This window comes from Pseudarthrobacter sp. P1 (assembly GCF_050156935.1).
Taxonomy (GTDB): Bacteria; Actinomycetota; Actinomycetes; order Actinomycetales; family Micrococcaceae; genus Specibacter.
Window position 1 is genome coordinate 1,383,488 of sequence record NZ_CP189584.1, and the last position, 20,294, is coordinate 1,403,781.

The window sequence follows — 20,294 nt, forward strand, 5'->3', positions numbered from 1 at the left end:
CCCGACACGACACTGTGGCTGACCACCAACCAGCATTCCGGGGAGAACTGACCGAACATCCGTACGGAACCGCGGCAGGCCGACGTCGGACGAGTGGCGGTGGTTCAGGATTCCGACCCGTCACGCACGAGCGGCCGGCCGCCGTCGTCGGCCGCTGACGGCAGGTCCGCCGAGTCCCCGGACTCCCAACGCAACAGGTCCCCGGGCTGGCAGTCCAGCCCCTCGCACAGGGCGGCGAGCGTCGTAAAGCGCACCGCCTTGGCGCGGCCGTTCTTGAGCACCGCCAGGTTGGCCGGGGTGATGCCGACGCGTTCGGCCAGCACGCCCACGGGCATCTTGCGCCGGGCCAGCAGCACATCGATGTCCACGACGATCGGCATCAGATCACCGCATCCAGCTCGGTCCGCAGGTGCCGGGCCTCGACGTCGCGGGCAACCGCCTGGGCCAGCAGCATCCGCAGCACGAGGACGATCAGGGCCGCCCCGGCGATCACCGCGGCCGCCCCGCAGATCAGGAGCACGACGCCCGGGGCCACGGCGTCGCCCGGGGCCAGCGCGGCGGCCAGGGCGAACATGAGCAGGGATGCCGCCGCGACGGCGCCGAACACGATGTCCACGTAGCAGAAGGCGGCATGGGAGAACACCGTCCCGCGGCGCACCATCGTCAGCAGGCGCCACACGCACACCAGGGTGGCCTGGACGGCCATGATTCCCAGCACCACCATGACGAGCAGGGGGACGCGCACGCCCGCGGCCTCCGGGCCGGCGTGCTCCAGGTCGGTGGCCAGCAGGGGCACCATCACCACCTGCACGAACAGCGAGCCGGCAGGCACCAGCGCCAGCCCCATGCCTTCCACGCCCACACCCTGCACGCGTCGTTCAGGCGGATCCCGGCTCCAGCGCGCCCGCGGGCGGGTCGAACGGCCCCTGGTCCAGGCGGAACGGCGGGTACGTGTCCGTCAGCAGCGCCACATACGTCACAGTGCGAAGCACCCACCTGTTGATGCCCATGAGCAGATTGAACAAGCCCACGCGGTACACGCCCGTGCAGAGCAGGATGACGGCGGCAACCAGGACCAGCACGCCCATCAGCGAGATGCCCGAGGCGGACGAGGATGCCCATGCACCCCCGGACAGCGCCGAAACGACCAGCAGCTGCGGCAGGGCCAGGAGCCAGGACTTCACCAGCACCTTCCAATGGGACAGGCTCGCCGGATAGGCGACGTCGAATTCCGCCGGGTAGGCGGTCCGGGCCAGCGTGAACGGCGGATACTCGTCCGTCCCCAGCACGCCGTAGGCATAAAAGGACACCCGCCAGTTCCAGCGCAGGACGCCAACGGCAAACTGGAACAATGCCGCCGGGTAGCGCCCGGTGACCAGGATGGCCACGCCGGCAGCCACTGTTACCACCAGGAATGCAACCCAGAGCACGGCCAGAACGGCATAGTGGGGAATGGCAAGGAACCACTTGACAAGCCACTTCCACCGGGACAACACCGGATCAAGCTGCCCGGTCAGTTGTGCGGGCATGGACGAGGGGTCTCCGGTCCGGTCTGACTCCAGCGGCGCGCCCGGGGTGATGGCACGGCCGAGTCCTACGGCTCCGAGGAGGATCATGGCCGCGCCGAGCGCCATTCCGGCGGGAGCCCAGGGAAGGGGAAGGGACGTGCCCAGCGCTCCCAGGGAGCCGGTGCCCACGAGGACCCCGGCAATGAGCAGGAACATCTGCGCCGCTGGCATGCGGCCCGCTGGCGGGCCGGCCTTCGCGGGGGTTTCAAACGGTACTGATGCGGACATGGCTTTCTGCTTTCGTGGGTGTTGCGTGATGGGTTTGCAGGCATGGAGGCCCGCCGTTGGGAGGTGTGTGGCGGCGGGCGGATTATTGCGGCGCCCACACCGTGATGGCGACCTTCCCGCGCGCCTTCCCGGCGACGAGGTAGCGCATGGCCTCCTCCGCCTGCTCCAGCGGGAACGTCCTGTCCAGGCACGGGGTGACCTTGCCGGCGTCGATAAGGCCAGCGATTTCCTCCAGGTCGACAGCGCGCTGCCTGGCGGCGAACATGGCCAGCCGTTGGGATACGAACGGTGAGAGGGCCAGCGCGCGCAGCTGCCGGCCCATGCCTGTCACGTTGCCGCCATGCTCACCACCCCCGACGACGGCGGTGCCGGTTGCCGTGAGTGCGCGGCGGAGCCGGGACAGGGCGGGGTTCCCGGCGAAGTCAAGAATGAGGTCGTAGTGGCGGCTGCCAGCTGCGAAGTCTTCCCGGGAGTAGTCAATGACATAGTCGGCGCCGAGGGAACGGACCAGGTCCATTTTTGATGTACTGCTTACCCCGGTGACGTCGGCGCCGAACGCCTTGGCCAGTTGGACGGCGTAGCTGCCCACGCCGCCCGAAGCCCCGGTGACCAAGACCTTCTGGCCGGCCTGGACTCGTCCGGCGTCGCGCAGCCCCTGCAGCGCGGTGACCGCAGACACGGGGACCACCGCCGCTTCCTCAAAGGTCAGGCCCGCCGGCTTCAAAGCCAGCTTGTCTTCCCTGGCCGTGGCGTATTCGGCGAAGGAACCGTTGCCAAAACCGAACACCTCCTCCCCCACCTTGAACCGGGTCACGGACCTGCCCACCGCGGCGACAGTACCGGCGAGATCCAGGCCCGACACCGGGTTCCTGGGCCTGCGCAACCCCAAGAAAAGGCGCATCACATACGGGCGTCCCGTCATCAAGTGCCACGTGCCCCGGTCGAGACCCGCGGCGTGGACCCGCACAAGGACTTCGTTGTCCTTGACCAGGGGCCGCTCGATCCGGGCCTGATGCAGGACGTCCGCATCGCCGTAGCGGTCCCGGACAGTCGCCAGCATCTGCCCGCCCTCCGCCCCCAGGCTGGCCGAATTTCCATTCCAAACCTCGTGCTTGCCTGCGCCTGCCATGAGTGTTTCCTTCCGTTGAGTGTGGTCCCAGCAAGCCCCAGCCTTACTTAGTAAGAAAGCGTATCGTACGCTGTACGAAAATGCGATAGTCTGGGGCCATGACGGCAGAAGAACTTGCTAAGGGGTCCCCGGACCGTGTCGCGTTGAGCCGGGAACGGGTGCTGCAGTCCGCTGTCACGATCGCTGATGAGGCCGGAATTGGGGCGCTGACCATGCGTTCGCTCGCCCAGGCCCTGGGTGTGAAGCCAATGTCCCTCTACTACTACGTCGCGAACAAGGGCGAGATCCTCGACGCGATCATTGACATGGTGTTCGATGAGATCGGCCTGCCCTCGAGCCAGGGTGACTGGCAGACCGAGATGAGCCTTCGCGCCAGCGCCGTGCGCCAGGCTTTGCGCCGCCACCCCTGGGCGATCGGACTGCTCGAGTCCCGCACGGCGCCGGGTCCTGCGACGCTCCGCCACCATAATGCGACTCTTGGCGTGCTGCGCAATGCCGGGCTTTCCGTAGCACTGACAGCGCATGCCTATGCGCTGCTCGACAGCTACATCTACGGATTCGCCCTGCAGGAGGCCTCGCTTCCGTTCGACGGTGCGGACACGGCGTCGGAAGTCACCGGACCCATCGTGGAACTGTTCTCCACGGGCGACTACCCGTACCTCGTTGAGATTGCCACCGAGCATGTGCTCAAACCCGGCTACGACTTCGGTGACGAATTCGAGATCGGACTCAACGTCATCCTCGAGGCCCTCGCACGGTGGATTCCAAAGGCCAGGGGTCATGGCAGTCCCGCTGCTTGAGACCAAGCTGACCGTCCCGAGGCAGCGGCGCTCGCTGGTGGCGCGGCCGAGACTCGGCGAGCGCCTGGACCGCGGCACGGAATCAGCCCTCACGCTGGTGTCAGCGCCGGCCGGATTCGGCAAGACGACGGTGTTGGCGGAGTGGCTGGCTGCCGATGCTGCGGCCGGACGGTCCGTTGCTTGGCTCTCACTTGACCCGCGCGACAACGATCCCGTCTCGTATTGGACGTACCTGATCGCGGCGCTGGGGAGGGCAGCGCCCGGGGTTGGCGCGACGGCGCTCTCCCTCCTGAAGCCGCCGATGCCGCCGATCGAGACCATCCTTTCCCTCCTGCTCAACGATTTGCAAGCCAGTACCGGCGAGGTGGTGCTGGTGCTGGACGACTACCACGTCATCCACTCGCGCGACGTCCAGGATGGGATGGTTTTCCTGATCCAAAACCTGCCGCCGCAGACGCACGTGGTGATAGCGGGCCGCACAGACCCGGCCCTGCCGCTCGCGCGCCTGCGGGGGCGCGGCGCTCTCGTGGAGATCCGCGCAGCAGACCTGCGCTTCACACCCCTTGAGGCTGCGGAGTACCTCAATGGCGTGATGGGACTGGCGCTCACTGCCACCGACATCGAAGCCTTGGGCTGGCGGACCGAGGGGTGGATCGCCGCACTTCAGCTGGCGGCCCTTTCCCTCCAGGGGCGTGAGGACGCTGCCGCGTTCATCGCCGGGTTCACCGGGGATGACCGGTACGTCGTCGACTATCTGGCCGAGGAGGTGCTCCGCGGCCTGCCCGGGGACGAACGGGACTTTCTGCTGCAGACCTCCATCCTCGAGCGGTTGGGCGGACCCCTGTGCGACGCCGTCACAGGTCACCTCGGGGGCAGGGCCACGCTGGACAGGCTGGAGCGGGGGAACCTGTTCCTGGCCCCGCTTGATGCCCAACGCAGCTGGTACCGCTATCACCAGCTGTTTGCCGATGTGTTGAGGGCACGCCTGATCGACGAGCACCCGGCCGAGGTTCCGGAGCTGCACCGCAGGGCCAGCACATGGTACGAGCAGAACGGCGAGCCCGCTGAGGCTATCCACCATGCCCTTGCCGCGGAAGATTTCCAACGGGCGGCCGAGCTGGTTGAACGCGCGGTGCAGGCCATGCGCCGGAGCAGAAGTGAAGCGTCCCTGCTTGGCTGGCTCAGGCTGCTCCCGGCGGAATTGTTCCGCGCCCGGCCCGTGCTCAGCGTCGGCTTTGCCGGGGCACTGCTCGCTGCCGGTGAGACCGCCGGCGTCGAAGAGCGGCTGCGCGACGCCGAGCGGTGGCTGGATCCTACGACAGGCGGCCGTACCGGAACCCGCACCCCCGCTGCGGGGATGGTGGTCGTGGACGAGGAGGAATTCCACCGCCTCCCGGCAACCATCGGCCTGTACCGCGCAGCACTGGCCCTGGCGCGGGGCGACTCGAAAGGAGCTGCGCGGCAGGCAAGCCAGGCGCTCGACGCATCGCCCCTGGAGGACCACCTCGGCCGGGCCGCGGCATCCGGGTTGTTGGGGCTCGCGGCCTGGACAAGCGGAGACTTGGAGTCTGGGATCCGGGGGTACGATACATGCGTGGCGGGGCTCCGGCGGGCGGGGCACATCGCCGACACCTTCGGGTGCGCGATCGCGCTGGCCGACCTCCGTCTGGCACAAGGCCGCCTCAACGAAGCCATGCGCACCTGCCGGCAGGCGGTGGAACGCGCAGCCGGGCCGGACGGCACGCTCCTTCGGGGTACGGCGGACATGCACGTCGCGATGAGCGGAATCCACCTTGAGCGCAACAGCCTGCCCGCCGCCACAGCGGAATTGCTGCGGAGCCAGGAGTTGGGTGAACATCTGGGCCTGCCACAGAACCCGTATCGCTGGCGGGTCGCGATGGCCGGGATCAGGCAGGCCGAGGGGGATCTGGACGGCGCCCTTGGCCTACTCGATGAGGCCGACCGCCTCTACGTCAGCGACTTTTTCCCGCCGGTGCGGCCGATTCCTGCCCTGAGGGCGCGGGTGCTGGCCGCCCAGGGCCTGCTGGGCGAGGCGTTTGGCTGGGCCCGCGAACACGGCATTTCGCTCGACGACGAGCCCAGCTACCTGCACGAGTTCGAGCACATCACCCTGGCCAGACTGCTCCTTGCCCGCCATGGCGCCGATGGGGCGCCCGGAGCCCTGGACGATTCAACCAGGCTCCTGGAACGCCTCCTGCACGCAGCCGACGAGGGGCAGCGAGCGGGAAGCATCATCGAAATCCTGGTGCTGCGCTCGCTGGCCCAGCGGGCGCACGGCGACATCCCCGCAGCGCTGGCTTCCTTGCAACGGGCACTGGCGTTGTCCGAGCCTCAAGGCTACGTCCGCATCTTCGCGAACGAAGGTGCCCCCATGGCAGCCCTGCTGGGAACGGCGGCCCAGCACGGAATTTCCCCGGCCTACGCCCGTCGCCTCCGGGCCGCCGCGGGCGCGGACACCACCCCCGCGCAAACAGGGCTGATCGAGCCATTGAGCGGACGCGAGCTTGACGTGCTCCGGCTGCTGGCCACGGATCTGGACGGCCCGGGCATTGCCCGCGAGCTCCTGGTGTCGCTGAACACCGTGCGTTCCCACACCAGCCACATCTATGCCAAGCTCGGTGTCACCAACCGGCGGGCAGCGCTCCGCCGCGCCAAGGATCTGGACCTGCTCTCCCGCAACGGATAGCGCAAGGCCCGGCGGGCCGCCGTCGTTCACGACCCTGGGGACGGCGCCGCGGCGAAACCACCACCCTAATCACCACATATGGTGATGCCCGCTCATCACCGCTGCTCCTACCTTGGAACCAGGTCAAGGAATGCCTGCCACCTTGACCCGGATCCAGTCAGCCAGCAGCGGCGAAGGGAGCATCATGGGCGACATGCCGCAAACCGGCCACGACGGTGCCGGATGGTACGAGATCCGCCTTCAGGGCCATCTCGATCCACGTTGGTCAGCCTGGTTTGACGATATGGGCCTGACCAACAACAGCGACGGAACCACGGCGCTCCGTGGACACATCGCCGACCAGGCCGCACTTCACGGCCTGCTCCAGAAAGTGCGCGACGCCGGCCTGCCGCTCGTCTCGCTCACCCCTCTCGACCCCGACCACCCCCAGACACCCAGCACCTCACATTGACAGGCAACACCAAGCCATTCAAGGAGATACCGCCATGGCCACCACCGACCGCACCCGCGCCACGCAACGAGTCCCCATGGACTCACTGAGAAAGACAGCACTCGTTGCCGGCGTGCTGTACCTGATCACCTTTTCCTCGATCCCGATCCTCGGCCTCTATGCCGGGGCAGGCGACCCGAACTTCGCTGCCGGCCCCGGCCCGGACACACCGATCATCATCGGCTGCATCCTGGAGCTCATTGTTGCCCTGGCCGGCATCGGCACCGCGGTGGCGCTCTACCCGGTGGTCAAGAGGCAGAACGAAGGGATAGCGCTGGGCGTCGTCGGGGCGCGGATCCTGGAAGCGGGAACCATGTTCGCCGGCGTTGCGTGCATGCTGGCCTTGGTGACATTGCGCCAGGCTGGCGAAGGGGCCAATGCGTTGGCCACCGGCCAGACCCTGTACGCCCTGCACAACTGGTTCTTTATCGGCCAAAACCTCATGCCGGCTGCGAATGCCCTCCTGCTCGGCTCCCTGATGTACCAGTCCCGGCTGGTGCCGCGGGCCCTTCCCATCATGGGTTTCATCGGTGCGCCACTGCTGATCGCCTCCACCGTCGCCACGATCTTCGGCCTCAACGACCTGTTCTCCGCATGGTCAGGGCTCGCCGCTCTGCCGGTGGCGGCCTGGGAGTTCTCGCTCGGACTCCGGCTTACCTTCAAGGGCTTCAAGCCCTCCCCCATCACCGCGGGAATGGGCCGCGCCGGTAGCCGCGCCACCCACCGCGACGCCGGCTAAGGAACCAGGAAACGGCCGGACCCACTACGGGTCCGGCCGTTTCCGCGCGGGCCCGCGATGCCGGAATCGATCCTTCCCAGATCTCAAACAGCACTGTATGATTTATTTGGGTCATCAAAAGGACTTGGTTGAGCCCCATCGCAGCGCGGAGGCATCGCACCGCACACCGAAATCCCCGCCACTCCCCTGGAGTTCCGCCATGCTGCCACACCGCCTTTTCCGCCGTACCGATGCAGCCCCCGGCCGGCCGCCCCGCCGTCGTCGTCGGCGACGGCGACGGCGGGCTCTCCGGGTGGCGGGAGTGGCCGCACTGACCGTAGCCGGGCTGCTGCTCGCCTCCACCTCGGTAAATCTCATTTTGGAAGGGGCTGAGAAGTCCAATCCAGCGGTGTATGGAGAGATGGTCCAGATCGATGAGGGAACCATCAACGTCTCCCGAAGCGGCGATGCCGGTCCGACGATTGTGCTCCTCAGCGGACTGGGGACCCCGTCCCCGGTGCTGGATTTTGCCCCGCTCATCAGGGAATTGGGCGGCTTCCAGACAGTGGTTGTTGAGGGGTTCGGCTACGGCTACAGCGACATGGATGCCCGGCCCCGAACCGTGGAAAACATCGCCGAAGAACTTCATGAAGTGCTGTCAAAACTCGCCATCAAAACCCCCTACACCCTCATGGGCCACTCGATTGGAGGCTTCTACACCTTGTACTACGCCAACAGATACCCGCAGGAGGTCTCCGCCTTGATCGGCATCGACCCCACCGTCCCGGCCGGCAAAATGTCCACCAGCGAGGAACCGAACTCCAGGGAAATGCCTGCCGAGAACAACTTTTGGGCACACATACCGTCGACAACGGGCTTGGTCCGCTGGGCCACGGCCCTGGGGTATGGGGAACCGGGCGGCGACAGCTACACGAGCGCTGAACGCCAACAAATGCGCCAGATGACCAGCTGGACCTTTGGGAACCAGTCTGTCACCGATGAAACCCTCCGGGTCGGAGAGAATGCCGCGAAGCTCCAGGACGCCAGGTACCCCGGGAACCTTCCAGTCCTGGACTTCATATCCCAGGAGAGCATGGATCAGAATGCGGACTGGCTCGGCGCGCATGAACGCCAGTTGGCCAATGTCAAGCGCCAGGAACTGGTTGTCCTCCAAGGCCCGCATTACCTGCACTGGACGCAGTCAAAGGTGATGGCACAAAAGATCAGTGATTTTCTAAGCCAAAGTGGCCCGAAGTGACTCCGCCGGCACTCCGCTCCGATGCCCAGCGCAATCGCGCAGCAATCGTCGATGCAGCCCTGGCCTGCCTTGCCGTCAACGCGCGGGCCAGCATGACCGAAATTGCCCAGACAGCGGGAGTGGGCCGAGTGACCCTCTACGGCCACTTCTCCTCGCGCAAAGAACTGATTGACGCTGCCGCGGCACAGACAATGCGCCGTGCCGAGGCGGAGCTTGCGCCGCTGAATCTCGACGGCGATCCCGCGGCGGCGCTCGACCTTCTCGTTCGGTCCTCATGGCGACTCATCGACGATTATCACGGGCTGATCGCGGCGGCCGAGGATGAGCTGGGCTCGGACTACATTCGCGAGCACCACGATGCGACCATGCTGTTGGTTCGACACCTTATCGAACGTGGCCAGCACGCTGGAGTGTTCCGGACCGATCTGTCATCACACTGGCTCACGGCGTGCTACTTTTCCCTACTTCACGGTGCCGCGGCAGAAATCCGGGCCGGGCGCCTCAAGGAATCCGAAGCGGCCACGGCTCTCCCGTCGACGATCAAGTCGCTCGTGGCCGTTCCCGCGGCAGAGGACTCCCGCGCACACTGACGCTGTTGTCCACTCCGGAAGGGTTCAGCGGTGCAGCGCTCCCCGCCGAGCTGCCGGGCGAAGACCGTCGAGTGGTGTAGCCGCGCCCTGCGGGAAGCTAGTGGGTTCGGGGCGACCGGCCCGGTGCGCGCCGCCGGCCCCGTGCGAATCGGGGCGGATGTTGCGGTCCCTCGGAATACGCCAAGGGACCGCACGGGGATTCCCGTGCGGCCTTCAGGCGTGCGCGCCGCGCCGGCGTGGGGGCCAGGCTAAGCGTTCCTGTGGCCCGACATCGAACGCATGATGAACATGATCACTGCGACGACTGCGACCACAACGCCAACCCAGAGCAGGAACTGCAGGGAAGGGACGAAACCGCCGGTGAGCAGCAGCACAACGGCCACGATGGCAACGACAATAAGTAGTGGGGACATGACAAACAGCTTTCTACTGGATGAGGGAATACCCCATCATTACCATCGTATCCCCATATGCGGCCAAGAGTATGTTATAAGCTCAGGTTTCGGTTGGCCTGGTGGGCGGAACCGAGCACTCACGATGAGCCGACGGTCGAGGTCCGCGGTGTTCGACATCCCGTAACCCGGCCAGAACTCTAGATGCCTGTGTCGTCGTCTTTCGAGTCCGTGTCAAATGGACTACCCGCAGCGGGCGGTGCGCCAGCCGCCAGACGGTCCGACTCCCGAGCTCCGATGACGGACTGTGCCCCGCCAGATCCGGCTTCGGCGGGTGAAGGCCGCGGCGGCACGGCCTGCTCCGTGCCCGCGGAACCCGTCCCCGACCGCCCCGTGGTCATGGCGGGATCGCCAAACACCTGCTCGACGGGCGCCTCGCCCGACTTGCTTTGTTCTGAATGGGAGTGCATCCCCTGCACAGCGGTGCCCGATTCAGCGATCTCGATGGCTTCGGCCACATCCGCACCACTGCGCACGGGGTCAGCCGTGACGTCGGCACCGGGTGGGCGGTGTCTAGCCCGCGACGAGGCGTCCTGCTCGCCGTAAGGATTCTCGGTCATCGGCTTGGCCTCCAAGAGTGACGGCTATCGATTTTCGGTAGTGGACAACTTTACTGCGCGATGGGCGGCCCGTCCACAGCGTTCCCCGAGGTATTGACGTGTGTACCCACCCGCCTGTGCCTGATCAGAGTCGGGGGTCATCCGTTTCGGTCGTGCGCCTGATCACGCGTTGCCCGTCCGATTGGCCTATCACCGATCGCCGTGTTGCGGTGGACCCACGGCGGCGCAAAGCGAAAACCAGCCCCAGTGCTACGACCACGACTCCTGCTCCCATGAGGATGTTTCCAACTAAGGGGACACTGATCCACGAAACCTCGATGTTCAGGGCAAACCTAAGAATTGCACCCACAACAATAAGTAGGATTCCTCCTCCGATACTCATGCCGTTCTCCTTTCACCACGCCGCCAATGGCAGGATGCCCGGTTCGCCCGATCGACAAACTTGCCCTCTCCCCCAAGGCCCAAGAGCGTATAGGACCATTGTGCTCCCGATATGATCTCCGGGCATCGCAGAGATTCCATTAGCCGTTTTTGGTACTTGCCCTCGCTCAAAACGATCACCGACCGATATACGGTCGGACCGGGTCCCCCGGTCACCACGTCAGCTCCATGATCCAGGGCTGCTGCCCGGACTCCGTGACGATCACGGCACGGGCTTGACGTGCGCGTTCGACCAGTTCATCAACGCCTGAATCGCTGGCCGCAGTCGTGTTGATCAAACACTCGCTGTACCCGAGTGCTGCGAATGAGCGTCTTCCCATTGTTGCCCCCGCGAATGTTGGTATCTCTGGCCAGCTCCAGCCGGGCAGAGACGGGCGGCAGCGGTTTTTGGGGAATCGCTGCCGCCCTGAGGCAAGGAGTCCTTCTCAAACGTGGATGGCCCTGGCGCTAGTCCTTGCGGACGGCGTCTTTGACATCTTCAACGGCGTCCTTCAGCTTTCCCTTGGCTTGGTCCATCTTGCCTTCGGCTTCAAGGTTCTTGTCGTCGGTGATTTTGCCGGCGGCTTCCTTCGCCTTGCCCTTGACCTTGTCCGCAGCACTTTCCACTCTGTCGTCGAGTCCCATGGTTTCCTCCTTTCTGGCTAATTGCTGGTCAAAACCCCCACCAATCGCGGTCGCGGTGGGGGGGATCATTTGGTGTCCTCCAGGTGGGTGCTTCCGTCCTCGTCCGTGAATGTCACCAACCCCTCCTCCATTTCGCCGACGGCACCGGCCCTTGGCGGTTCGTCGATGGCCGAGCGATCCGCATCGCCCAGGACCGCCCCCAGGCCTTGGGAGTCCTCTGTGACCTCCCCGCCTCCGAGCATCTCGCCGTCTCCGCGGGCAACGGCCAATTCTGCTGGAACGTCGTCGTTCGTGCTGGAGTGCGTTTCGTTGATCCCCCGGTGCCAGCTGACGCGGACGGAGACCGACCCGTCGCCGGGCCGCTCAATGTGGGTCGCGATTTCGTCGTCGCCGGCCCCCATTTCCCGCAGCCGGTCCTGATACGATCCGACGAGCGTTCCCAAGGATTCCTCCGTCCACTCCGTGGGACGCATGCGGGTGGAGATTTCAATGGGGTCGGCGGGTGTTGGCGTCATGGTGTCCTCCCTTATCTTTGAATCCTTCTGCGCTCCCACTGCCCGGCTCTCAGGAGTTTCGCAGCGATTCGATCAACTCGCTCTTGCGCTGCTTGGAGTAGCCCTTCAGGCCAATGTCCCTAGCCTTCTTCCTGGGCCTGTCTACCGTCCAGTCCTCATAATCGCCAGCCTTGCCGCCCTTGCGGCCAATAGCGCTGCGGCCCTCCTTGGCGGCGGCATTGGAAATTCTGGCAGCCTTTTACTTGGAGGCTCCGTCATTGCGCAACTCCTCATACAGCTCGGGGTCCTTCAGATGTGGATCGCTCTTTCCTGGCATGGTTTCCCTCCGGCCGGTTTCGGGGCCTGAATGGTGGCGCGTATGCCCAGGCAAACCAGTCTGTGGAGTGGACAGGGGGTAGACGCTGTCGTTTTCGTGATCTGCCCTCTCGGCAGCGCCATCGCCCTGCGTCATCGCTGGTTTCCCTTGGGCCGCTTGCTGGGAGATTCCACTGTCGTCCTTTCGTCGAGGGGTATTGCCCGGACGGTGGCGCGCTGCTGGCTCTAGACCCACGGTAGATCCGTTGCCAACCGGATGCAATGGAGGGTTCTTTCCGGCTGATGCCGACCGTGGCTTTTCCGCCGGAGGGTGTGGACTAGATTCCGGGACGGGACTACCGTCAAGTCAGATTGCGCGAGGAACCGCGTGCCTGTTTTGGCTGATCGTGGCGCGGGTTCCCGACCTGTCTGCCGATGAATTGATGACCAAAGGATGTGTGATGGACGCTTCGAAAGAACTGCGTGAGAACCTTCAGCAGGTGCTCGTTGATCTGATTGAACTCCATGTCCAGGGCAAGCAGGCGCACTGGAATGTCGTGGGCAAGAATTTCAGGGATTTGCACCTGCAACTCGATGAACTTGTGGCCCAGGCCAGGGAATTTTCCGACCGGATTGCGGAAAGAATGCGGGCCCTCCATGCCGTGCCGGATGGGCGAAGCTCCACGGTCTCGGCCACGACCCATTTGGCCGCGTTCCCCCCGGGTCTCGTACGGACCAAGGATGTGGTCGACCTGATAGGGGCCCGGTTGGAGCAGGCGGCGGGTACCGTCCGCAGTGTCCACGACCAGGTCGATGAAGAGGATCCCACCACCGCGGACCTCCTGCACGCGATCATCGCCTCTCTGGAGCAGCTGGCCTGGATGGTCGAGGCGGAGAACATGTCGCCCGGGCCGGCCAAGAACAAGAAGACACGCACTGCCAAGACAAAGTCCCCCTAGGAGGAGATGAGCGTGGCAGACGAGTTTCACCATTCAAGCCCATCGGACGGGGCAGCGGACGATGAGCGATTCGACGCCGGTTAGAGGACCCGTACCAGCGCCAGCTACGGAAGATGCACCGGCCCAGGCCACGAATCGGATGGGAAGACCCATCCTCCTTGGAGACCCCGCCAACCATCGCCCAAACGCCCTGAATGCCCTCATGCGGCGGGTCACCGAGGCCACCGGCGATCCTGTTGCAGCACTGGCCCTCGCGCAGGACCTCGGACGGGACATGCGCCGGCTGGATCGCCCTGGATTCCTGGGGCATTGGGAGATGTTGGCGACGTTGGGTTCCGTCGATCTCGGTGTCGCCCGGATTGTTGAACCGCACCTGGATGCCCTGAACATTTTGGACGAGGCAGATTCCATTCTGGCGTCCGACGACGATCTCAGTTGGGGTGTGTTCGCAGCGGAAGGAGCCGGCCATGGACTCAAAGCAAGCCTCATCAATGAGGAGTGGACCCTCGACGGGACAAAACCCTGGTGCTCGGCCTCCGGGCTCCTGACGCGCGCCGTCGTGACCGCTCACGACGGCGGAGAACGGAGGACTTTTGCCGTCGATCTGCGGCACCCCGGTGTCGTTCCGGCCGGGCCACCGTGGGCTGGGCGTGGCCTCACCGAGGTGCCCAGCGGGGCGGTGGCCTTCCACCGGGTGCCTGCGGTGCCGATCGGTGCAGCGGGGTGGTATTTCCACCGCCCGGGTTTCTCCTGGGGCGGCATCGGGGTCGCCGCCGTATGGCACGGCGCCATGGTGGCCCTCGCCCGACGGCTCTTGGAGCACTGCACCACCAGGGATCCGGACCAGATCGCCCTCATGCACCTGGGCATGGCCGACGCGGCCATTCAAAGCAGCGCCAATGCGCTCCGCACGGCCGCTGATCTCTTCCGCGCCCCTACCAGCACCCACCCCTCGGCCACCGCCGCCCGAACGCGGGCCATCGTGGTCCAGAGCGTGGAATCCGTCCTGGCTGTCGCGGCCCGCGGCATGGGCCCCGCCCCCCTGGCGTTCGAGCCCGGCCATGCAAAGCGCGTCGCAGACCTGTCGCTCTACCTTCGGCAAGACCACGGGGAGCGGTCGTTGGCCGGGCTGGGGGCGCTACTCGTCGCTGCCGAGAAGGAACCTTGGTGACGTTCACCCTGAAGGATCCAGGAACCCCGGAACACGAATGGCTTGACGTCATCCACCGTGGCACCGTCGCGCCTCTTGAGCTCGATTGGTCGGCCTTTGACACGATGGTGGTGGTTGCGGCCCATCCGGACGATGAATCCCTGGGGGCAGGAGGACTCATCTGCCGGGCCCGCGCCCACGGGGTTGAAATCGTGGTGGTCCTGGCCACGCGGGGGGAGGCATCGCACCCGCGATCGGTGGCGTTCCCGGCTCCCGATTTGGCGGAAATCCGGATCACGGAACTGGGCGAGGCGATGCGCCATCTGGCACCGCAGGCCCTCATCGACGACGTGGGCCTGGGCGATGGACACGTCACCGCCCATATTGGACAGCTTGAGGATGCCGTGCTGGCCAGGTGTTGGGGGAACCCCGGACGGGTGCTGGTCGCGGCGCCCTGGTCCGGAGACGGCCACTGCGACCATGAGGCCGCCGGCCTTGCAGCCCAACGGGCGGCCGAGAAGGCCGGGTGCCCGCTACTGGAATACCCGATCTGGTTGTGGTTCTGGGGCGCACCCGGTGGCGGCGGCACCCCGTGGGCCGCCATGCGCACCCTGGCCCTCAGCCCGAAGGAAATAACTCAAAAGTCCCTGGCCATGGGTGAGCATCGGAGCCAGATCGAACCGCTCTCCGACGCCGACGGCGACGAGACCCTGCTGACCGAAGATGTCCTCCAACACTTTCGGAGGACCTTTGAGGTCTTCATTGATACCCGGGGGCACTTCGTCCCCACCAACGAACGCCACACCTCCTGGATTGGCGCCCGGTTCGATGTGATCCATGCCCACGGGGCCGAACCATGGCAGGCGCCCACCTCATGGTACGAGCGGCGAAAACGCCAACTGACCATGGGTATCCTGCCGCGGGACACCTTCAAGGCAGCGCTGGAACTCGGATGCTCCACGGGGGTGCTGACGGCGGAACTGGCCGGTCGCTGCAACAGCATTCTCGGCCTGGATGTCAGCGCAGAAGCCGTCCGGACCGCCACCGCCAGGACAAAGGCCCTGCCCGGTGCACAGATCCGAAACCTCCGGTTCCCCAGCGAATGGCCCCAAGGCCGCTTTGACCTCTTCGTCCTCTCGGAGGTCGGCTACTACCTCACCGCCGGGCAGCTCACGGCGACGGTGGATGCCATGTGCCTCTCTTCCCTGCCCGGAGCGGTCCTGGCCGCCTGCCATTGGCGCCATCCCATCGACGGCTGGCCCCTCGACGGTGATGCTGTCCATCGGTTGCTCCGGGGTGACAGCCGCCTGGATCTCCTCGGATCGTACTCCGAAGAAGATTTCACGCTGCAAACCTTTACCGTGAAGGAGCAGCCATGACCGCCCCAATCGAGGCTATGGCCATCATCATTCCCGCCCGCAATGAACAGTCGCTTCTCGCGGCCTGCCTGGCCGCACTCACCGGTTCAATCGCGGGTTTCCACGAGGCCACCACCTCGGTGCACGTGAGCGTGACAGTTGTCTTGGACCGCACCACCGACTCCTCACAGGACATCCTCGCCGGCTTCCCGCAGATCAACGTGGTGGCCTCGTCCGCCGGTCGAGTCGGATCCGCCCGCAACCACGGCATCCGCCACGCCCTCAGCCTCGCCGAGAGCCCCCGGGAACGGATCTGGATCCTGAACACGGACGCCGACAGCACCGTCCCGTCTAACTGGATGAGCCAGCATTGGCGGCTCGCCTGCGAGGGGTCGGACGTCGTCACAGGAACGGTCGAACCCCACCGGGACGGGATGACCGCCCGCCAACTGTCCCTGTGGCACCGGGCCCACGACCTCTCCGAAGGCCATGCCCACGTCCACGGGGCCAACCTCGGGTTCAGGGCAGACGTCTACCAGCGCCTCGGCGGCTACAGGGACGTCCCGGTCCACGAAGACAGGGACTTTGTCGAGGCCGCCCGGACCCACGGCTTCCTGGTCCGGGCCACGGACCTCTGCAGGGTCCTCACCTCGGGACGGCGGCACAGCAGGGTCGACGGCGGCTTCGCCGGCTATCTGGCCCACCTGTCTGCCCAGGACGCCGGACTGCCAGCCATCTAACCGAAAGGATGCACCAATGGGCAAGTACATCAGGAGCTTTTGGACCGAGAAGCCCTGTCCGGCTGCCGCTTGATGTCATCCCTCGGAGCCCCAATCCACGATGTCCCGGCGGCCCGCGTGGCTGCCGTCGTCTACAACCCCGTCAAGGTGGATCTGGCGGTGGTCAAAGCCGTGATCGCGGCGGAGGAAAAAGCCGGCGGGTGGGGACCAACCCTCTGGTTCGAAACCAGCGGGGATGACCCCGGCCAGGGCCCTGCGAAAGAGGCCCTCGCTGCCGGCGCGGACCTTGTCATCGCAGCGGGGGGCGACGGGACCGTGCGGGCGGTGGCCGAAGTGCTCTACGGGAGCGGGGCGTCCCTCGCACTGCTGCCATCCGGAACGGCCAACCTTTTGGCACGAAACCTTGGCCTCACGCTCGATGGCCCCAAACACGCCATCCACACCGCCTTCACAGGCCACGACCGCGACATCGATCTCGCCCTCATCGATATTGAGCGTGACGACCAATCAACAACCCGGCACGCCTATCTGGTCATGGCCGGGCTCGGCCTCGACGCGAAAATGCTCGTGGGCACCGACGACAAGCTCAAGGCGAAGGTTGGCTGGCTTGCCTACGTGGGCGGGCTTCTGACAGCGATGCGCGACAAAGAACAGCTTCGGATGCGCTACAGCCTCGACGGCAAAGAAGCCCGGTCGGCCCGCGTCCACACCATCATCATCGGCAATTGCGGTTCGCTCCCCGCCGACATCGTCCTGCTTCCCGATGCAGCCATCGATGACGGCATGTTCGAACTCGTCCTGCTACGCCCCAAGGGCTTGTTCGGCTGGCTGCAGATCACCATCAAAGTCCTCTGGGAGAACGGCGTGCTCCGCCGCACCGAGGCCGGACGCAAACTCGGGGGACCCGGCAAAGCTGTCCGAGCCCTCCACTACGTCAAGGGCCGCAAACTCGCCATCCGCCTCACCCAGTCCCACGACATCGAACTTGACGGCGACAGCTTCGGCACAGTCCGGGCCCTCACAACCTGGATCGAACCGGGTGCACTCACAGTGCGGGTGGCGGTCGATGACCAAACCAGTGAAGAATAACCGGCCACCGGCGATCTAGCATTACCCCATGGATACCCATCGGGCCCCCGAGGCCGCCGCCAAACCAAGTGCGAAACGCGTCACCCGCAGGTGGCCGCTGGTCAGCGGCATCGCCGCACTAGCGCTTGCCTGTGGCTTGGGGGCACTCATCGTGCTGCGCAACAACGGGTTGCCCTTCTCCATCGACACCGGGTGGATGGAGGAGCTGATCGAGCACCGCGCACCCGTCTGGGAGGTCCTCTCGCTCACCATGAATGTTCTCGGCGGGGGTTTGGTCGCCATAGTCATTGTTCCGGTGCTCGTCATTGCCGCCCTGCTGCTGGTGAAACGCCCCTGGGCCGCCGGGTACTACCTTGTGGCCACTCTGGTGACGGGGGGCGCTGTGCAACTGCTCAAACATTTGTTTGGCCGTGCGCGGCCAGAGGACATTCTGGTGACCGTCGATTTCGGGTCGTTCCCCTCCGGCCACGTGGCCAACGCGGCGGTCATGGCCGCGATTCTTGCCATCCTTTTCCCACGCCTCTGGGTGTGGGTGGCCGGCATCGGGTACACGGTCGTGATGATGTTCAGCCGCACGTACCTGGGTGCGCACTGGCTGACCGACACCATCGGCGCGTTGCTCCTTGGAATTGGTGTCGCGATCGTGATCTGGGCGCCGTTGGCCGCGAAAATCGACGGCGAACACCAACTCGCACCGCCGCATCCCACGAACTAACAGCGCCGAAAACACCCCAGGCGTTGCGAATCGGGCACAAGGGGCCGCGTGCCCCGCGGCCAATGGGCGTTCAGGACAACCGGGCCTGGCGCGCCCGCGCGCAGCAATACAGGCCATAGGCGATGAGCCCTGCCCCCACCACAACGAGAATCGCCGCGCCAAACGGCAGCGCCACGAGGGCTTTCAGTGCCCCATCGAGGCCAGTTGCTTTGCTGGGGTCCAGGGTGGCTGCCGCGATGACGAAGAGTATTCCCACGGCACAGAGGGCGACCCCTTTCGCGACGTAGCCCACCACCCCGAGCATGATGACGACCCCACCGGCTGTTCCGGAGGGAACGACGATGTCGTCGGTGAATTTCTTCATCGCACCCTTGTAGAAGAAGTATCCGCCAATGCCGAGCACGCCAATGCCGAGCACGATCAGCAGTATGACGCCGCCGGGAGCAGCAAGCAGCCCGGCGCTGAAATCGTACGTTGCGTTGACCGCGTTCGTCGGCCGGCCCCTCGCAAAGGTGAAGGTGGTGGCGGCAATGGCAAAGTAGGCAACAGCCTTGCCGAATTCGCCAAGGCGGTGCGCCCACTTCCGTTTCTGGTCAGCACCCACCACGACGATGGTTTGAACGATCTGCCACAGCCCGAGTGCGGCCAAACCGACAACAATGACCCACAGCAGGGCGGCGCCGCCGGGAACCTCGGCGAGCTTGGCGAGGGCGCCGGATTGGTCGGCTTCACCGCCGCCGGCCCCGATCGCGACGCCGATGGCGATAATGCCAATCACGCCATGCAGCAGACCATTGACCGCGTAGCCGGCCCGTGCCAGCAAACGCAGCGGCCCGCTGCGCGTCGCGCTTCGTGCGGCCTTGGCCGCAGCTCCACCCGCCATGGGCACAGAGTAACACCACGTGCGCGGCGCATCCATGGCCATTTTGGCCACAGCGGGCCACGCCCGCCCCGGGGCCGCCCCACCCGCGGGCCGGGAAGCTTCATTGCCGGCCAGCCGTAGGCAGCACAGCGCCGGCGCGGTAGGTTTCTCTCAACGGAGAATCACCGGATGAAGGGTCCCACAGATGAGCATTGGCCAGTCCCCGGCATCAATTCCGGTGTCTTAGGGGTCCCGGCATGGCACTCCCCGACGATAGCGCCCCGGCGCCGGACGACCGAATGGCCGTGGCCGGCATTCGGCAAGGACGGGCAACCATTGGCCTCTTCATCGCCGCAGGCGTGCTCGTTGCCGTGGGCACGGCAGGGTTTCTCCTCCTGCTTGCAGCGGTGTCCGGAGGCAGCGGTCCGACCGGTGCCGACCGGGCAATTCTGGCCTGGCTGGTGGACCAGCGGACGCCGGCCCTCACCACAGCCATGTCCGTGACCGCGACGGTTTCGGGCCCGGTGGGGATGCCCATAATTGTTCTCGTCACGACTGTCGTATGGTCCTTGACATCCCGACGCCTGTGGCGTCCGGTGCTCCTGGCAAGCGCGATGGTCATCGGTGTCCTCCTCACTTTTGTTTTCACGCACCTCGCAGGCCGTCCCCGGCCCCCGGAAGAGTTCATGTTGATGGGCTTCGACCCCACGTCGTCCTTCCCCTCCGGCCATGCGGTCGGGGCGGGCGACTTCCTGCTGGCTGGCGGGTACCTGCTGTGCTCGCGGATCAGGTCGGTGGCCCGCATCGTCCTGTGCACGATCACCGCAGTCGCGGGCATCGTCTGGGTTGACCTCTGCCGCCTGTATCTGGGATACCACTGGTTTACCGACGTCGCAGCATCCCTTGGGCTCTCCATTGCCGTCCTTGGCCTGGTCATCGCCGCCGACGCGTGGAGGCAGGGCGGCGGAGAACGAAACGCGCACATCCGCGCGAAAGGCTTTCACCTGTAGCACGATGCCCTTCATATCGAATGGGCGGGAGCGTCCG

At 65.7% G+C, this 20,294-nt stretch carries 24 protein-coding genes and 1 pseudogene; 13 read left to right on the top strand and 12 right to left on the bottom strand.

The annotated features are described in order from the left end of the window. Positions 1 to 104 precede the first annotated feature (104 nt). From ACQCSX_RS06555 to ACQCSX_RS06570, 4 genes are all read right to left on the bottom strand, one after another. Positions 105 to 380: a helix-turn-helix domain-containing protein gene (locus tag ACQCSX_RS06555; protein ID WP_427018231.1), complete on the bottom strand. Its 276-nt coding sequence runs from the start codon at positions 378 to 380 to the stop codon at positions 105 to 107. Further along, entirely contained in the window at positions 380 to 847 is a 468-nt protein-coding gene (locus tag ACQCSX_RS06560; RefSeq protein WP_427018986.1) for a DUF2975 domain-containing protein, read from the bottom strand. Before ACQCSX_RS06560 ends, ACQCSX_RS06555 begins: the two co-directional genes overlap by 1 nt. A gap of 31 nt (positions 848 to 878) precedes the next feature. Then, positions 879 to 1,796 (bottom strand): DUF4389 domain-containing protein, encoded by a 918-nt coding sequence (locus ACQCSX_RS06565; RefSeq protein WP_427018232.1) that lies wholly within the window; start codon positions 1,794 to 1,796, stop codon positions 879 to 881. An 82-nt stretch (positions 1,797 to 1,878) separates the two neighbouring features. Continuing rightward, positions 1,879 to 2,925 carry an NAD(P)-dependent alcohol dehydrogenase gene (locus tag ACQCSX_RS06570; protein WP_427018233.1) on the bottom strand — a complete coding sequence of 349 codons (1,047 nt, stop codon included), beginning with the start codon at positions 2,923 to 2,925 and terminating at the stop codon, positions 1,879 to 1,881. A gap of 98 nt (positions 2,926 to 3,023) precedes the next feature. Here ACQCSX_RS06570 and ACQCSX_RS06575 point away from each other — a divergent pair, with 98 nt between their 5' ends. The 6 genes from ACQCSX_RS06575 (at position 3,024) to ACQCSX_RS06600 (ending at position 9,488) form a co-directional block, all read left to right on the top strand. Then, entirely contained in the window at positions 3,024 to 3,725 is a 702-nt protein-coding gene (locus ACQCSX_RS06575; protein ID WP_427018234.1) for a TetR/AcrR family transcriptional regulator C-terminal domain-containing protein, read from the top strand. Continuing rightward, entirely contained in the window at positions 3,706 to 6,432 is a 2,727-nt protein-coding gene (locus ACQCSX_RS06580) for a LuxR C-terminal-related transcriptional regulator (protein WP_427018235.1), read from the top strand. The genes ACQCSX_RS06575 and ACQCSX_RS06580 overlap by 20 nt, the downstream gene beginning before the upstream one ends. Before the next feature lie 142 nt (positions 6,433 to 6,574). Further along, on the top strand, positions 6,575 to 6,883 hold the full coding sequence (locus tag ACQCSX_RS06585; protein WP_427018236.1) for a hypothetical protein: 309 nt from the start codon (positions 6,575 to 6,577) through the stop codon (positions 6,881 to 6,883). 34 nt (positions 6,884 to 6,917) lie between these two features. Beyond that, positions 6,918 to 7,661, top strand: coding sequence for a DUF4386 domain-containing protein (locus tag ACQCSX_RS06590; protein ID WP_427018237.1), 744 nt, complete (start codon positions 6,918 to 6,920; stop codon positions 7,659 to 7,661). A gap of 301 nt (positions 7,662 to 7,962) precedes the next feature. Further along, on the top strand, positions 7,963 to 8,898 hold the full coding sequence (locus tag ACQCSX_RS06595; RefSeq protein WP_427018238.1) for an alpha/beta fold hydrolase: 936 nt from the start codon (positions 7,963 to 7,965) through the stop codon (positions 8,896 to 8,898). Then, positions 8,895 to 9,488 (top strand): TetR/AcrR family transcriptional regulator, encoded by a 594-nt coding sequence (locus tag ACQCSX_RS06600; RefSeq protein ID WP_427018239.1) that lies wholly within the window; start codon positions 8,895 to 8,897, stop codon positions 9,486 to 9,488. Before ACQCSX_RS06595 ends, ACQCSX_RS06600 begins: the two co-directional genes overlap by 4 nt. A gap of 248 nt (positions 9,489 to 9,736) precedes the next feature. Here the strand turns inward: ACQCSX_RS06600 and ACQCSX_RS06605 are convergent, their stop codons facing one another. The 7 genes and pseudogenes from ACQCSX_RS06605 to ACQCSX_RS06635 form a co-directional block, all read right to left on the bottom strand. After that, positions 9,737 to 9,901 carry a hypothetical protein gene (locus ACQCSX_RS06605; protein ID WP_427018240.1) on the bottom strand — a complete coding sequence of 55 codons (165 nt, stop codon included), beginning with the start codon at positions 9,899 to 9,901 and terminating at the stop codon, positions 9,737 to 9,739. A 179-nt stretch (positions 9,902 to 10,080) separates the two neighbouring features. Continuing rightward, complete coding sequence (locus tag ACQCSX_RS06610) at positions 10,081 to 10,500, bottom strand: hypothetical protein (protein WP_427018241.1); 420 nt, start codon at positions 10,498 to 10,500, stop codon at positions 10,081 to 10,083. Positions 10,501 to 10,624: 124 nt separating this feature from the next. Then, positions 10,625 to 10,882 (bottom strand): DUF6458 family protein, encoded by a 258-nt coding sequence (locus ACQCSX_RS06615; protein WP_427018242.1) that lies wholly within the window; start codon positions 10,880 to 10,882, stop codon positions 10,625 to 10,627. 211 nt (positions 10,883 to 11,093) lie between these two features. Further along, complete coding sequence (locus ACQCSX_RS06620) at positions 11,094 to 11,219, bottom strand: hypothetical protein (RefSeq protein WP_427018243.1); 126 nt, start codon at positions 11,217 to 11,219, stop codon at positions 11,094 to 11,096. Positions 11,220 to 11,388: 169 nt separating this feature from the next. Then, on the bottom strand, positions 11,389 to 11,634 hold the full coding sequence (locus ACQCSX_RS06625) for a CsbD family protein (RefSeq protein WP_427018244.1): 246 nt from the start codon (positions 11,632 to 11,634) through the stop codon (positions 11,389 to 11,391). Then, the gene (locus tag ACQCSX_RS06630) at positions 11,631 to 12,080 is read right to left on the bottom strand and encodes a hypothetical protein (protein ID WP_427018245.1); all 450 of its coding nucleotides are present in this window, start codon (positions 12,078 to 12,080) and stop codon (positions 11,631 to 11,633) included. The genes ACQCSX_RS06625 and ACQCSX_RS06630 overlap by 4 nt, the downstream gene beginning before the upstream one ends. Positions 12,081 to 12,129: 49 nt before the next feature. Further along, positions 12,130 to 12,396: pseudogene (locus tag ACQCSX_RS06635) on the bottom strand (DUF7218 family protein). A 439-nt stretch (positions 12,397 to 12,835) separates the two neighbouring features. Between ACQCSX_RS06635 and ACQCSX_RS06640 the strand changes: the two are divergent. The 6 genes from ACQCSX_RS06640 to ACQCSX_RS06665 all read left to right on the top strand — a co-directional run bounded on the left by ACQCSX_RS06640 (position 12,836) and on the right by ACQCSX_RS06665 (position 18,385). Further along, a complete protein-coding gene (locus ACQCSX_RS06640; protein ID WP_427018987.1) occupies positions 12,836 to 13,333 on the top strand; it encodes a Dps family protein in 498 nt (165 codons plus the stop codon). A 202-nt stretch (positions 13,334 to 13,535) separates the two neighbouring features. Then, on the top strand, positions 13,536 to 14,504 hold the full coding sequence (locus tag ACQCSX_RS06645) for an acyl-CoA dehydrogenase (protein ID WP_427018246.1): 969 nt from the start codon (positions 13,536 to 13,538) through the stop codon (positions 14,502 to 14,504). Next, positions 14,501 to 15,862, top strand: a complete 1,362-nt coding sequence (locus ACQCSX_RS06650) for a PIG-L family deacetylase (protein WP_427018247.1) — start codon at positions 14,501 to 14,503, stop codon at positions 15,860 to 15,862. Before ACQCSX_RS06645 ends, ACQCSX_RS06650 begins: the two co-directional genes overlap by 4 nt. Continuing rightward, positions 15,859 to 16,581 carry a glycosyltransferase gene (locus ACQCSX_RS06655; protein WP_427018248.1) on the top strand — a complete coding sequence of 241 codons (723 nt, stop codon included), beginning with the start codon at positions 15,859 to 15,861 and terminating at the stop codon, positions 16,579 to 16,581. Before ACQCSX_RS06650 ends, ACQCSX_RS06655 begins: the two co-directional genes overlap by 4 nt. Positions 16,582 to 16,653: 72 nt before the next feature. Next, positions 16,654 to 17,670 carry a diacylglycerol/lipid kinase family protein gene (locus tag ACQCSX_RS06660; protein ID WP_427017456.1) on the top strand — a complete coding sequence of 339 codons (1,017 nt, stop codon included), beginning with the start codon at positions 16,654 to 16,656 and terminating at the stop codon, positions 17,668 to 17,670. A gap of 28 nt (positions 17,671 to 17,698) precedes the next feature. After that, positions 17,699 to 18,385, top strand: coding sequence for a phosphatase PAP2 family protein (locus ACQCSX_RS06665; RefSeq protein ID WP_427017457.1), 687 nt, complete (start codon positions 17,699 to 17,701; stop codon positions 18,383 to 18,385). 70 nt (positions 18,386 to 18,455) lie between these two features. Here ACQCSX_RS06665 and ACQCSX_RS06670 read toward each other — a convergent pair whose 3' ends face one another. Then, positions 18,456 to 19,310 (bottom strand): DUF1206 domain-containing protein, encoded by an 855-nt coding sequence (locus tag ACQCSX_RS06670; protein ID WP_427017458.1) that lies wholly within the window; start codon positions 19,308 to 19,310, stop codon positions 18,456 to 18,458. A 194-nt stretch (positions 19,311 to 19,504) separates the two neighbouring features. On the opposite strand from ACQCSX_RS06670, the gene ACQCSX_RS06675 reads away from it, so the two are divergent. Next, the gene (locus tag ACQCSX_RS06675; RefSeq protein ID WP_427017459.1) at positions 19,505 to 20,257 is read left to right on the top strand and encodes a phosphatase PAP2 family protein; all 753 of its coding nucleotides are present in this window, start codon (positions 19,505 to 19,507) and stop codon (positions 20,255 to 20,257) included. Positions 20,258 to 20,294: the final 37 nt, after the last annotated feature.

Excerpts from the sequence above, each read along its gene's own strand:
- ACQCSX_RS06660 (WP_427017456.1), top strand. The coding sequence starts at position 16,654 with ATGTCATCCCTCGGAGCCCCAATCCACGATGTCCCGGCGGCCCGCGTG.
- ACQCSX_RS06645 (WP_427018246.1), top strand. The coding sequence starts at position 13,536 with ATGCGGCGGGTCACCGAGGCCACCGGCGATCCTGTTGCAGCACTGGCC.
- ACQCSX_RS06630 (WP_427018245.1), bottom strand. The coding sequence starts at position 12,080 with ATGACGCCAACACCCGCCGACCCCATTGAAATCTCCACCCGCATGCGT.
- ACQCSX_RS06560 (WP_427018986.1), bottom strand. The coding sequence starts at position 847 with ATGGGGCTGGCGCTGGTGCCTGCCGGCTCGCTGTTCGTGCAGGTGGTG.
- ACQCSX_RS06565 (WP_427018232.1), bottom strand. The coding sequence starts at position 1,796 with ATGTCCGCATCAGTACCGTTTGAAACCCCCGCGAAGGCCGGCCCGCCA.
- ACQCSX_RS06570 (WP_427018233.1), bottom strand. The coding sequence starts at position 2,925 with ATGGCAGGCGCAGGCAAGCACGAGGTTTGGAATGGAAATTCGGCCAGC.
- ACQCSX_RS06670 (WP_427017458.1), bottom strand. The coding sequence starts at position 19,310 with ATGGCCATGGATGCGCCGCGCACGTGGTGTTACTCTGTGCCCATGGCG.
- ACQCSX_RS06605 (WP_427018240.1), bottom strand. The coding sequence starts at position 9,901 with ATGTCCCCACTACTTATTGTCGTTGCCATCGTGGCCGTTGTGCTGCTG.
- ACQCSX_RS06625 (WP_427018244.1), bottom strand. The coding sequence starts at position 11,634 with ATGATCCCCCCCACCGCGACCGCGATTGGTGGGGGTTTTGACCAGCAA.
- ACQCSX_RS06555 (WP_427018231.1), bottom strand. The coding sequence starts at position 380 with ATGCCGATCGTCGTGGACATCGATGTGCTGCTGGCCCGGCGCAAGATG.
- ACQCSX_RS06610 (WP_427018241.1), bottom strand. The coding sequence starts at position 10,500 with ATGACCGAGAATCCTTACGGCGAGCAGGACGCCTCGTCGCGGGCTAGA.
- ACQCSX_RS06575 (WP_427018234.1), top strand. The coding sequence starts at position 3,024 with ATGACGGCAGAAGAACTTGCTAAGGGGTCCCCGGACCGTGTCGCGTTG.
- ACQCSX_RS06640 (WP_427018987.1), top strand. The coding sequence starts at position 12,836 with ATGGACGCTTCGAAAGAACTGCGTGAGAACCTTCAGCAGGTGCTCGTT.
- ACQCSX_RS06655 (WP_427018248.1), top strand. The coding sequence starts at position 15,859 with ATGACCGCCCCAATCGAGGCTATGGCCATCATCATTCCCGCCCGCAAT.
- ACQCSX_RS06675 (WP_427017459.1), top strand. The coding sequence starts at position 19,505 with ATGGCACTCCCCGACGATAGCGCCCCGGCGCCGGACGACCGAATGGCC.
- ACQCSX_RS06580 (WP_427018235.1), top strand. The coding sequence starts at position 3,706 with ATGGCAGTCCCGCTGCTTGAGACCAAGCTGACCGTCCCGAGGCAGCGG.
- ACQCSX_RS06665 (WP_427017457.1), top strand. The coding sequence starts at position 17,699 with ATGGATACCCATCGGGCCCCCGAGGCCGCCGCCAAACCAAGTGCGAAA.
- ACQCSX_RS06590 (WP_427018237.1), top strand. The coding sequence starts at position 6,918 with ATGGCCACCACCGACCGCACCCGCGCCACGCAACGAGTCCCCATGGAC.
- ACQCSX_RS06615 (WP_427018242.1), bottom strand. The coding sequence starts at position 10,882 with ATGAGTATCGGAGGAGGAATCCTACTTATTGTTGTGGGTGCAATTCTT.